General features: G+C 68.0%; 11 protein-coding genes. 1 reads left to right on the top strand and 10 read right to left on the bottom strand.

Annotated features, from left to right (window positions below; translation table 11 throughout):
• Positions 1-65 precede the first annotated feature (65 nt).
• Positions 66-1,355 (top strand): PrsW family intramembrane metalloprotease, encoded by a 1,290-nt coding sequence (locus AC1DBL_RS05950; RefSeq protein ID WP_476916773.1) that lies wholly within the window; start codon positions 66-68, stop codon positions 1,353-1,355.
• Positions 1,356-1,450: 95 nt separating this feature from the next.
• Here AC1DBL_RS05950 and nusB read toward each other — a convergent pair whose 3' ends face one another.
• The 10 genes from nusB to alaS all read right to left on the bottom strand — a co-directional run bounded on the left by nusB (position 1,451) and on the right by alaS (position 11,972).
• Complete coding sequence (gene nusB, locus AC1DBL_RS05945) at positions 1,451-1,861, bottom strand: transcription antitermination factor NusB (RefSeq protein WP_441417711.1); 411 nt, start codon at positions 1,859-1,861, stop codon at positions 1,451-1,453.
• The gene (gene efp, locus AC1DBL_RS05940) at positions 1,861-2,424 is read right to left on the bottom strand and encodes an elongation factor P (protein WP_018773146.1); all 564 of its coding nucleotides are present in this window, start codon (positions 2,422-2,424) and stop codon (positions 1,861-1,863) included. The genes nusB and efp overlap by 1 nt, the downstream gene beginning before the upstream one ends.
• 155 nt (positions 2,425-2,579) lie before the next feature.
• Positions 2,580-3,098, bottom strand: a complete 519-nt coding sequence (locus AC1DBL_RS05935) for a tetratricopeptide repeat protein (protein ID WP_476925672.1) — start codon at positions 3,096-3,098, stop codon at positions 2,580-2,582.
• Positions 3,098-4,189, bottom strand: a complete 1,092-nt coding sequence (aroB, locus tag AC1DBL_RS05930; RefSeq protein ID WP_476925671.1) for a 3-dehydroquinate synthase — start codon at positions 4,187-4,189, stop codon at positions 3,098-3,100. The genes AC1DBL_RS05935 and aroB overlap by 1 nt, the downstream gene beginning before the upstream one ends.
• Positions 4,186-4,740, bottom strand: coding sequence for a shikimate kinase (locus AC1DBL_RS05925; RefSeq protein ID WP_476925723.1), 555 nt, complete (start codon positions 4,738-4,740; stop codon positions 4,186-4,188). Before AC1DBL_RS05925 ends, aroB begins: the two co-directional genes overlap by 4 nt.
• A gap of 59 nt (positions 4,741-4,799) precedes the next feature.
• Complete coding sequence (gene aroC, locus AC1DBL_RS05920; RefSeq protein ID WP_441417708.1) at positions 4,800-5,999, bottom strand: chorismate synthase; 1,200 nt, start codon at positions 5,997-5,999, stop codon at positions 4,800-4,802.
• Positions 6,000-6,025: 26 nt separating this feature from the next.
• Entirely contained in the window at positions 6,026-6,910 is an 885-nt protein-coding gene (locus tag AC1DBL_RS05915; RefSeq protein WP_441417880.1) for a shikimate dehydrogenase, read from the bottom strand.
• A complete protein-coding gene (gene mltG / locus AC1DBL_RS05910) occupies positions 6,907-8,685 on the bottom strand; it encodes an endolytic transglycosylase MltG (protein WP_476925670.1) in 1,779 nt (592 codons plus the stop codon). Before mltG ends, AC1DBL_RS05915 begins: the two co-directional genes overlap by 4 nt.
• Positions 8,666-9,280: a Holliday junction resolvase RuvX gene (gene ruvX, locus AC1DBL_RS05905; RefSeq protein ID WP_441417706.1), complete on the bottom strand. Its 615-nt coding sequence runs from the start codon at positions 9,278-9,280 to the stop codon at positions 8,666-8,668. The genes mltG and ruvX overlap by 20 nt, the downstream gene beginning before the upstream one ends.
• A 13-nt stretch (positions 9,281-9,293) precedes the next feature.
• Positions 9,294-11,972 carry an alanine--tRNA ligase gene (alaS, locus tag AC1DBL_RS05900; protein ID WP_476925669.1) on the bottom strand — a complete coding sequence of 893 codons (2,679 nt, stop codon included), beginning with the start codon at positions 11,970-11,972 and terminating at the stop codon, positions 9,294-9,296.
• Positions 11,973-12,029 lie beyond the last annotated feature (57 nt).

The following is a 12,029-nucleotide window of genomic DNA, read 5'->3' as shown; positions in this document are numbered from 1 at the left end:
GGCGTGCGTCACACCGGCACGGGCCGTATTGGGCCGCCCGGCGGCGCGCGGCTTAGGCTCATGGCATGACGAGCTTCGATCCTCCCCCCGCCCGGCAGCCGCCCGGAGCGACCCGGCAGCCGCAGCAGGCGAACCCAAGCTGGATGGGCCAGGTCCAGCCGGAGAACTACCGTCCGGCGCCGGGCTTCGGGCAGGCACCGCTGCCGGCGCAGACGTCAGCGCAGGCTCCGGCGCAGCGCCATCCGGTACTGCCGGCAGCCTACGCCGCGGCACCCCGTGCGCGGGCCTCTGCGGGTATGGCGGCCCTCGTGCTGGGCGGCGCGGTTCTCGCCTTTGTGAGCCTGTTCCTGGTGCTGCCGTTCGTGCTGGAGAACACCGGGCCGGGCGGCTTCGTCGTGGGCTTCATCGCGTCGCTGCTGCCGCTCAGCTCGGTCCTGCTGGCCGTCCGCTACATTGACCGCTGGGAGCCCGAACCGAAACGGCTGCTGTTCTTCGCGTTCGCGTGGGGCGCGCTCGTTTCGATTGCCGTGACGATGCTGATCCAACCGTTCTTCTCGCTCGCCGCGGGTCCCGCGTCCGGGCTGGACTACCGGACGTTCGCCGTCACGGTACAGGCCCCGGTGGTGGAGGAATTCGCGAAGTCACTCGGTCTCTTGCTGCTCCTGCTCTTCGCGCGCAAACAATTCGACGGTCCGGTCGACGGCGTCGTCTTTGCGTTCACGGTTGCCGGCGGTTTCGCTTTCACCGAGAACATCCTGTACTTCGGCCGGGCCATCGCCGAGTCCAGCACTCCGGGCACGGACCTGGCGGTCGTGTTCTTCCTGCGCGGCGTGATGTCCCCGTTCGCGCATGCCATTTTCACCGGCACGACCGGGCTTATCCTGGGCTTCGCGGCGCGGCGCTGGCACTCCGGCCTGACGCTGCTCGCCTTCCCGGTGGGCCTGGTCCCCGCCATGTTGCTGCATAGCGGCTGGAACTCAATGGGCCAGAATTTCCTGGCGCAGTACATCCTGGTCCAGGTGCCGATCTTCCTGCTCGCCGTCCTGGTCGTGGTGCTGCTGCGCGTGGCGGAACGCCGGCTGACCCGCCAACGGCTGCAGGAGTACGCGGCGGCCGGCTGGTTCACCGGCCAGGAGGTGGCCATGCTGGCGACTCCCGCCGGGCGCCGCTCGGCCCTGCGCTGGGCCAGGACGATCGGCCGGGCCCCGCAGATGAAGGCTTTCCTGCAGGCCGCCACCCGGCTGGCCATCATCCGGCAGCGGATCCTCAGCGGCCGGGACGTGGCGGCGCATCAGCTTGACGAACAGCACCAGCTCGGCGAGATCCTGGCCTTGCGCGACGCCGTCCTGCGCTAACCCCCGGAGGGCAAGCCTAGAGGGAAAGCGGGCCGGGATACGCCAAGGGCCGGTGTCCGCCGTGGGGCGGGCACCGGCCCTTTATGGAACGGCCATCAGGCCAGCAGCGACGGCTTCAGCTGCTGCAGGCGGCCCAGCAGGCCGTTGATGAACGACGGCGACTCGTCCGTGGACAGCGTCTTGGCCAGCGCCACGGCCTCGCTCACGGCGACGCCGTCGGGAACGTCGTCGTTGTAGAGCAGTTCCCAGGTCCCGATCCGCAGGATGATGCGGTCTACCGAGGGCATCCGCTCCAGCGACCAGCCCTGCGAATAGGTTTCGAGGAATTCGTCGATCGCGGCCTGGTGGGACACGACCCCCTCAACGATTTCCAGGGTGTAGGGGTTGATGATCTGATCCGTCTGTTCACGACGGGAACGCAGCACATCGAATGCGGAGACGGAGCGCTGCTCCGCCTCGAAGAGAACATCCAGGGCCCGGTTACGGGCCTTACCGCGTGCACTCACTAGTCGTTGACCCGGCCAAGGTAGCTGCCGTCGCGGGTGTCGACCTTGACCTTGGTGTTGTTCTCGACGAACAGCGGCACCTGGATCTCGTAGCCGGTCTCGAGGGTCGCGGGCTTGGTGCCGGCCGAGGAGCGGTCGCCCTGCAGGCCCGGCTCGGTGTAGGTGATTTCCAGCACGACGCTCGGCGGCAGTTCGATGTAAAGCGGGTTGCCCTCGTGGATGGCGATGTTGACCATCTGGTTCTCGAGCATGAAGTTGGTGGCGTCGCCGACGGTAGCGGCGGACACGGTGAGCTGGTCGAAGTCCGAGGTGTCCATGAACACGAAGTCGGCCCCGTCCTGGTACAGGTACTGGTAGTCGCGGCGGTCAACCGTGGCGGTCTCGATCTTGAGCCCGGCGTTGAAGGTCTTGTCGACGACCTTGCCGGACATCACGTTGCGCATCTTGGTGCGGACGAAAGCGCCGCCCTTGCCGGGCTTGACGTGCTGGAACTCGATGATGTTCCAAAGCTGGCCCTCAAGCTTCAGCACGGTTCCGTTCTTGATGTCGTTAGTGGTTGCCACAGTATCCTCAGGTTTCTTTGTTGACTGGTTCTAGCCGCCAGCCGCTTATGCCAGGCAGGCATGCCGATCCGGCCCGCCAGCGCGTATTTATCAAAAATCCAAAAACCATTCTACCGGTTTTGCCGGTGCGCTGCCGGACGGGCCAGGAACGGCCCCTAGCAGGCCAGGTCCAGCACGTCCCGGGCGCGCTGCAGCGCCACGGTCGAGGAGTAGATCAGCGCGGCATCAGCCGAGCCCGCCACCCGCAGGTCCAGCGCCTTGGCGAAGGACTCGACGGCGGCCGCGATGTTGCCGGCGGCGAAGTAGGACCGGCCAAGGTGCTGCCGGACCACGGCCTCGTCGGGAGTGCCCTGGGCTTCGGCGAGGAGCTGGCGGTAAAGCTCTACGGCGCGGTCGAAGCGGTGCGACACCCGCAGGACTTCCGCCTCGAACATCCGCAGCCGGAACGAATCCGGGTCCTTGTACCGGGCCTCGGCGAGCAGCTCGGCGGCCTCGCCCGGGTGCCCTTCCACGAGGCGCACGAAGATCAGGTCCGTGGCGTCCGTTGAGGCCGCCAGCGCCCCGGCGCAGGCTTCCCCGTTGACCACCTGCGGCATGAGGGTTTCCGGGTTGATCCGGATGCCGGGGAACCCGCCGTCGGGCCACTCGCTGGTGCCACCGCTGTCGCTGATCATCAGGAAGCGATTTCCTGGTACGCCGCGAAGAGCAGCGAGGTGTCCGGCACGTCCAGGATGCCCGGGCGCCCGACGCCGTCGAGCACCACGAAGCGCAGCAGGTCGCCGCGGGACTTCTTGTCCCGCCGCATGCCGTCCAGCAACGCCTGCCAGCGGTCGCGCCGGTAGGTGATGGGCAGACCGAGGCTCTCCAGGATGCTCCGGTGCCGGTCGGCGTCGGCGTCGCTGAGCCGGCCGACGCTGCGGGCCAGTTCCGCGGCGAACATCATGCCCACCGAGACGGCGGCGCCGTGCCGCCAGGAGTAGCGTTCGGCGAGTTCAATCGCGTGTCCCAGGGTGTGGCCGTAGTTGAGGATCTCGCGCTGCCCGGTTTCCTTCAGGTCCTCGGAGACGACCCGGGCTTTGACCGCGATGGCGCGTTCGATCAGTTCGCGCACCGTTTCGGAGCGCGGGTCCGACACCGCGGCGGGGTCCTTTTCAATCATGTCGAGGATGGCCGGGTCGGCGATGAAGCCGCACTTGATGACCTCGGCCATGCCGGAGATCATCTCGTTCTTCGGCAGCGTGTCCAGCGCGTCCAGGTCGGCGAGGACGCCCGCCGGCGGGTGGAAGACGCCCACCAGGTTCTTCCCCTCGGCGGTATTGATGCCGGTCTTGCCGCCGACGGCGGCGTCCACCATGCCGAGCAGGCTCGTGGGCATGTGGATGACCTTCACGCCGCGCAGCCAGGTCGCGGCGACGAAGCCGGCGAGGTCGGTCACCGCTCCCCCGCCGACGGCGACGATTGCGTCCGAGCGGGTGAAGTCGTTCTGGCCCAGCACCTGCCAGCAGAACGAGGCCACCTCGATGTGCTTGCCTTCTTCGGCGTCCGGAATTTCGGCCGTCAGCGCCGTGAAGCCGGCGGTGGCGAGCTCCTCGCGGACGGCGTCACCGGTGAGCCGCAGGGCGCGCGGGTGGACGACGAGGACGCGCTTGACGCGCTCCCCCAGCAGCCCGGGCAGCTTAGCCAGCAATCCGCGGCCGACGACGACGTCGTAGTTCTCCGCCGGAGCGTGTCCGGTGACTTTGATGACGGTTGATTCGGTGCTCACTTTTCAACTTTCCTTGTGGCTGCGGGGGTGCGCGTTGCCGCGGTTGGGGCGGCGGCGAGCTGCTCCAGCGCATCTTCAAGCCGGCGTGCGAGCTCCTGGACGGAACCGCTCCGGACATCGAGGGTCAGGTCCGCGAGCCGTTCATAGACCGGCTGGCGGGTGGCGAACAGCGTCCGCCAGCGTTCCATCGCGTCGCCTGCCAGGAGGGGACGCCCGGAGTTCCGGGCAATCCGCTCGGAGACGGTGTCGGCATCGCATTCGAGGTAGACCACGGTGCAGTTGGCCAGCAGCTGCTGCGTTCCGGAGTCCAGCACAGCCCCGCCGCCGAGGGAGATGATGGTGTTGGTGCCTGCGGTGTCGGTGCCTGCGGCCTCCTCGATCGCCTTGGCGACGGCCCGGGCTTCCAGTTCGCGGAACGCGTTTTCGCCGCGGCAGGCGAAAATGTCCGCGATGGTGCCGTGCTGGGCGACCACTTCGACGTCGGTGTCGACGAAGCGGGCGCCGAGCTGCTGGGCGAGCTGCTGCCCGATAGCGGACTTGCCGACCGCCATCGGGCCGATCAGGGCGACCGGGCGGTCCAGTGACTTACGCGCTGCGTGACGACCCGGCACTAGTGCCCGATCGAGTCCAGGGACGCCGGAATGTTGTCCAGGTAACCCTTGATGTTGCGGGCGGTCTCCTGCACGGAGTCGCCGCCGAACTTTTCCGTGACCGCTTCGGCGAGGACCAGCGCCACCATGGCCTCCGCCACCACGCCGGCGGCCGGGACCGCACAGACGTCCGAGCGCTGGTGGTGTGCCTTGGCGGCCTCGCCGGTGCTGATGTCGACAGTCTTGAGCGCGCGCGGCACCGTCGCGATCGGCTTCATGGCGGCGCGGACGCGGAGCACGTCGCCGATGCTCATGCCACCTTCGATGCCGCCGGCCCGGTTGGACGTGCGGATGATCCTGCCGTCGGCGTCCTTGACGATTTCATCATGGGCAGCCGAGCCGCGACGCGCAGCGGTGAGGAAGCCGTCGCCGACCTCCACGCCCTTGATTGCCTGGATGCCCATTAGGGCGGCAGCGAGGCGCGAGTCGAGGCGCCGGTCCCAGTGGACGTAGCTGCCCAATCCGGGGGGCAGGCCGTAGGCGAGGACTTCGACGACGCCGCCGAGGGTTTCGCCTTCCTTGTGCGCCATGTCCACCTCCGCGACCATGGCGTCCGAGGTCTCGCGGTCGAAACAGCGCAGCGGGTCGGCGTCGAGGGCCAGCACGTTGTCCGGCAGCGGCAGCGGCCGGCCCTCCGGGACGGAAACGCTGGCAATGGACACCGTGTGGGAGACGAGTTCGATGCCGAGCTGATTGAGGAACGCGGAAGCGACGGCGCCCAGGGCCACGCGGGTGGCGGTCTCCCGGGCGCTGGCGCGCTCCAGGACCGGGCGGGCCTCGTCAAAGCCGTACTTCTGCATGCCGGTGAAGTCGGCGTGGCCCGGCCGAGGCCGGGTCAGCGGTGCGTTGCGGGCCTGGTCCGCGAGGGCCTCGGGGTCCACCGGGTCCGCAGACATGATCTGCTCCCATTTGGGCCACTCGGTGTTGCCGACCTGGATCGCGACGGGGCCGCCCTGGGTCAGGCCATGGCGCACACCGCCCAGGACCGTCACCGCGTCCTGTTCGAACTTCATCCGGGCGCCGCGGCCGTAACCGAGGCGCCGGCGGGCCAGCGCTTCGACGATCCGGTCGCTGGTGAGTTCAACACCTGCGGGGACGCCTTCGATAATTCCGACCAGGGCCGGACCATGGGATTCTCCGGCAGTCAACCAACGCAACATAAAATCCATCCTGCCATGCAAGGCACTTAGAACACCCGCCGGGGTACCCCGACTGCGTCACACATCACATCTATGACCTCCGCCGGCACGGGTCCTTGGAGGCCGGTGAAATGGCGGACCTGCTCCACCGCCTGGTAGAGCAGCATTTCCAGGCCGGGGACCACCCGACCGCCCGCGGCCGCCCAGGCCGCGGCGATCCGGCTCGGCCACGGGTCGTAGGCCACGTCGAGGAGCACCCCGGCGACTGTGCCGCCCTTCGCGCCCAATGCTGCGGCGAGTTCCTCCGCGAGGCCGTCAGCGGCGCGGGGCGGCAGGGTGGAGATCACGATGTCCGCTGCTGCGACCGCGGGCGCTGCAGCCGTCAGCGGCAGCACCTGCAGCGGAAGTCCGACGGCGGCGGCCGCTGCCCGGGCTTCGACGGCGCGGCCGACGTCCCGGACGTAAACGGCAGCATCCGGGGCGCCGAGCTCCTTCAGCGCGGCAATGGCGGCCGCGGCGGTTCCGCCGCCGCCGAGGATGACGGCGGACGGCTCAGCGGCCACGCCGGCGTAGCGGACGGCGTTGACGATCCCGGCGACGTCGGTGTTGTACCCCACCAGGCGGACCGGCGCACCGGCGGCAGCGCCCGGCCGCTCAAAGGCCACGGTGTTGATGACGCCCAACTGCCGGGCGACGCCGCGGACCTCGTCCACCTCGGCGGCCATCGCGGCCTTGAGCGGCATGGTCACCGACAGCCCGCGCCAGCCTTCGTCCCCGCGTACGCCCGCCATGAAGGCCGGGAGGGCCTCCTCGGTGACGTCGACGGCGTCATAGGCCACTTCCACGCCGATCTTGGCGTAGGCGGCGCGATGCAGGGCCGGCGACTTTGAGTGGCTGATGGGATGCCCGAGGACGGCGGCCCGCAGCGTCACACGCAACGTCCGGGATTGGCCTCGCACCAGGCGTTGTACTTGGCCACGTAGCCGTTGTGCTCGGCCAGGGTCTTGGAGAACTTCGTCTCCTTGGTGTCCAGGTTGATGGTGACCCAGTAGAGGTAGTCGTTCTTCTTCGGCTTGGCGGCCGCGTCGATAGCCCGCTTGCCTGGCGAACCGATCGGGCCCGCCGGCAGGCCGGCGTTGGCGTACGTGTTGTATTTGTTCGACTTGTCGGCCTTCTGGTCCTCGTCGATGTGGAAGCTCCGGATGCCCAGCCCGTAGGTCACCGTGGCGTCGGACTGGATCAGGCCGTTCGTCTCGGTGTTGTTGGGCTTGAGCCGGTTGTAGATCGCGCCGGCGACGTCTCCGTATTCCGCCTGGCCACCTTCGGCCTGCACGATGCTCGCGACCGTGATGGCGTCGTACTGCTTGGCCGGATCGGTCACGCCCTGTGACTTGAGTTCCTCCAGCGTGCTGCCGACCAGTTTCTGCAGTACGTCCTTCCCGGACGTGCCCAGCGGGAAGCGGTACTCGCCCGGGAACAGGAACCCTTCGAGGTTCTTGGCCTTGGACGGCACACCGAACTGCTTCGGGGAGTCGCTGAGTGCCTTGAGCTCCGCCACCGGGATTCCGGTGCCCTCGGATATGGCCTGCAGCGATTCGCTGATCCTCAAACCGGCGCTCAGGGCAACGTACATGACCTTTTCCTGGCCCTTGTTCAACAGGACGGCCACGGCATCGGAGTTGTTCATTTCGTTGCGCATCGTGAATGTCCCCGGGCTCAGGGCGCCGCCCGAGGCGGCGAACTGCTTGACGAAGGAATCGGCGTTCGCAATGACCTTCTTGGATTCCATCTCCGCCGCCACGGACCGGGGTCCGGCACCCGGCGGAACGGTAATCGTCACCGAGCCGGTTCCCGGGCCCGGGTAGTCGGCGACCTTGTCGCCGCCGAGCAGGGGTTTGATGACCTGCGCGCCGACCACGATTGCGACCACGAACACGGCCAACGTCAGGACGAGGGCGAGGAAGCGGCGGCGCCGGCGGACCTTCTTGGAGGGGCCCTTGGCGGTGGGAATGCTGGCGGCGCCGGCCATCAGATCGTGGCCGGGCTCGTCGTCGTAGACATGGTGGGCCTCATCGTCGGGCTGGTCCGCGTAGGCCTGGTGGAAATCCGCCCCGTCGTGAAGGCCGTGGCCGTACTGCAGCGCGTCGGCCCGGCGCAGGGTCTCCTCGCGGGACATCCCGCCGGCGTACTCGTGGACCGGCTCCTCGAGCGCGGGTTCCTCGTGCTGCGGTTGATCATGGTGCGGTTCATCGTGACCGGAGTAGCCGTGGACCGGCTCCCCCTGCGCGGGGTCCTCGTGCACAGGCTGTTCCGGCTGGGGTGTGGCGTGCCCGGGCTGTTCAAGCACCGGCTCCGCGCGCACAGGTTCTGCGTGTATGGGTACTGCGTGTGCGGGATCCGCGTGTTCGGGCTCCTCGTGCACGCGCGCTGCGGGGCTCTCGTTCACGGGTTCGTGCACGGTCGGCGCAGCCTCCGGGGGTTCCGGGGCGTCTGCGGAGGGTTCACGGGGTGCATCAGCCGTGGCCGAAGCGTCGGCTGGCGGCACGGCCGGAGCTTCCGGCCCCGTCTCGAAGGCCTGCGGCGGGATGACGTCGTGACCCTGGGTGGCCAGGAACTTCTCCTGGGCCCTGATCTCTTTGCGCGTCAGCGGTCGGCCGGCGCCGCTCTTGGCAACACCAGAGGAGTCGTCATTGTTGACCGGGCTCACTGTAGCCTTCCATTTTGGGCAGAATGCGTTGTGCAGAATGCGTGTGTACTGCCGGGACGGCCTGAGCGCCGTCACCGGGTGGCCCCGGAGGGAGGTCCGCGCTGACGCGGTTTCCTACATCCGTTCCCCTGGCCTTTTGCATATCGATCGCATGCTGCAGGATACCTGCGGCCGCGACCTGATCAACTACTTTACGGTGGTCCCTGCTGCTCATGCCAGCTTGGTGCAGGTCGCGGTGGGCTGACACGGTGCTCAGCCGTTCGTCAACCAACCTCACCGGCACGCCGGATCCGGCCTCCAATAGTTTACTGACCAGTAGCTTTGCATATTCGGTGGCCATTCGGGCGGAAGCGTGCTCCTCACCTTTCATGGTGCGCGGCAGGCCCACAAAAATTTCCACCGCTCCGAGCTCCACGGCAAGATCCGCGAGGATCCGGACGTCGGTGTTCTTCTTGGCATTGCGGGCCAGCGTACGCAGGGGCGTGGCCAGGATGCCGTCGCGGTCGCACACCGCGACGCCCACCCTGACGGTGCCGACGTCTACCCCGAGTTTCACGCCCTGGGGGTAGGCGCCGGGCACGGCCGATTCAGTCATCCAAGGTCCTGGGTTAGCGCCTGGTAATGGCGTCCACGACGGCGGAGAGGGCCGCGCCGACCTTGGTAGCGTCGGTGCCGCCGCCCTGTGCAACGTCGTCCTTGCCGCCGCCGCCGCCGCCGAGGATACCGGCGGCGAGGCGGACCAGCGCACCGGCCTTGACGCCGGCGGACCGGGCAGCCTCGTTGGTGGCGATCAGAATGACCGGGCGGTCGTTGCTGACACCGGCGACCGCGACGGCGGCCGGCTCGGAGCCCAGCCGGGTCCGGAGGTCAAGGGCGAGGCCGCGAAGGTCGTCGGCTCCGCTGACCAGGCCGGCATCGTGGGCGATCACCTTGACGCCGGCGGCGTCCTTGGCGGTGCCGACCAACTGCGCTGCGGCAGCCGTGAGCTGTTCCTTGCGGAGCCGCTCGAGTTCCTTTTCCGCCGTCTTCAGCTTGTTCAGGGTGCTGGCGATCCGCTCGGTGAGCAGGCCGGAAGGAACCTTGAGCATCTCGGTGAGTTCGGTGACCAGGGCGCGTTCAGCAGCGAGGTGCCGGAACGCGTCCATGCCGACGAAGGCCTCCACGCGGCGGTTTCCCGAACCAACGGACTGTTCGCCGAGCAGCGACAGGCTGCCGATCAGCGAGGTGTTGGACACGTGCGTTCCGCCACAAAGCTCACGGGACCAGGCGCCGTCGATCTCCACGACGCGGACCTCGTTGCCGTAGTTCTCGCCGAACAGCGCCATAGCGCCGAGGGCCTTCGCTTCGGCCAGGCCCATGACCTTGGTCTGCACCTGGAAGTTGTTCCGGATGGCGATGTTGGACACTTCTTCGATCTCGGAGCGGGTGGCGGCGCTGAGGCCCTCACCCCAGGCGAAGTCGAAGCGGAGGTAGCCGGCCTTGTTGAACGAACCGCGCTGCGTAGCCTCCGGCCCGAGGATCTGGTGCAGGGCCGCGTGCACGATGTGCGTACCGGTGTGCGCCTGCTCGGCGGCGTGGCGGCGTTCCCGGTCCACGGCGGCCTGGACCAGTGAGTCGGCTCCGATTTCGCCCTCGCGGACGATTGCCTTGTGCACGCTCAGGCCCTTGATGGGCCGCTGCACGTCAAGGACCTCGACGACGAAGCCGTCTCCGGTGATCAGCCCGGTGTCGGCGGCCTGGCCGCCGGCTTCGGCGTAGAACGGGGTCTCGGCCAGGACCAGTTCGATTTCCTCGCCGGTGGAGGCCTGCGAGACCTTCCGGCCGCCGGCCAGGATGCCGCGCACCTTGGATTCACCGGCAAGCTCGGTGTAGCCGGTGAAGACGGTCTCCCCCGCGGCCAGCAGCTCCTGGAAGGCGCTGAGGTCCGCGTGGGCGCCCTTCTTGCCCTTGGCGTCCGCCTGGGCGCGCTGACGCTGTTCCAGCATGAGTTTGCGGAACTCCGGCTCGTCGACCTTGAGCCCGGCTTCCTCGGCCATTTCAAGGGTGAGGTCGATCGGGAAGCCGTAGGTGTCGTGCAGCGCGAAGGCGTCGGCGCCGGAGAGCGGCTGGCCGGCGGCCTTGGATTCCTTCACGGCGTCCTCGAGCCGCGCGGTGCCGGAGGCGATGGTGCGCAGGAACGCCTTCTCCTCGGCGTAGGCGATCCGGCTGATCCGGTCGAAGTCGGTCTCCACGATCGGGTAGACACCCTTCATGGCGTCGCGGGAGGCGGGCAGCAGCTCGGGCAGGCAGGCCTTTTCGACGCCGAGGAGCCGCATCGAGCGCACCGCCCGGCGGATCAGGCGGCGCAGCACGTAGCCGCGGCCCTCGTTGGAGGGGGTAACGCCGTCGGCGATCAGCATCAAGGCAGAGCGGATGTGGTCTGCCACCACGCGCATCCTGACGTCGTCCGTGTGGTGGGGGTCCGCCGGGGTTTCCGCGGAGGTGTATTCCTTGCCGGAGAGCGCGGCGGCCTTGTCGATCACCGGACGGACCTGATCCGTCTCGTACATGTTCTCGACGCCCTGCAGGATCATTGCGAGGCGTTCCATGCCGAGGCCGGTGTCGATGTTCTTCTTCGGCAGTTCGCCGGTGATGTCGAAGTCCACCTTGGAGCGGACGTTGTCGATCTGGTACTGCATGAAGACGAGGTTCCAGATTTCGATGTACCGGGTCTCGTCGGCCAGCGGGCCGCCCTCGATGCCGTAGGCCGGGCCGCGGTCGTAGTAGATCTCGGAGCAGGGGCCGGCCGGGCCGGGCTGGCCGGTGGACCAGTAGTTGTCCGCCTTGCCCATCCGCTGGATCCGCTCGGCCGGGACGCCGGTGTTCTTGAGCCAGAGTTCCTTGGCCTCGTCGTCCTCTTCGTAGACGGTGACCCAGAGGCGCTCGGGCGGCAGGCCGTAGCCGCCGTCGTCGACGCTCGTGGTGAGCAGTTCCCAGGCGAACTTGATGGCGTCTTCCTTGAAGTAGTCGCCGAAGGAGAAGTTGCCGCACATCTGGAAGAACGTGCCGTGCCGCGCGGTCTTGCCGACTTCTTCGATGTCGCCGGTGCGGATGCACTTCTGCACGCTGGTGGCGCGGGAGTAGGGGGCTTCCTCACGCGCGGTGAGGTAGGGGATGAAGGGGACCATGCCGGCCACGGTGAACAGCAGGGAGGGGTCGCTGGAGACCAGGGAGGCGGAGGGCACGGCGGTGTGGCCCTTGCTGACAAAAAAGTCGATCCAGCGCTTGGTGATCTCCTGCGACTTCATAACCTGGTTACTTACCCTTCAATATGCACTGCGTAGTTGGTTCCGGGCTGGTTGCCT

Source organism: Arthrobacter sp. 10T44 (assembly GCF_056393885.1).
This window is presented reverse-complemented; position numbering and strand designations above follow the sequence as displayed.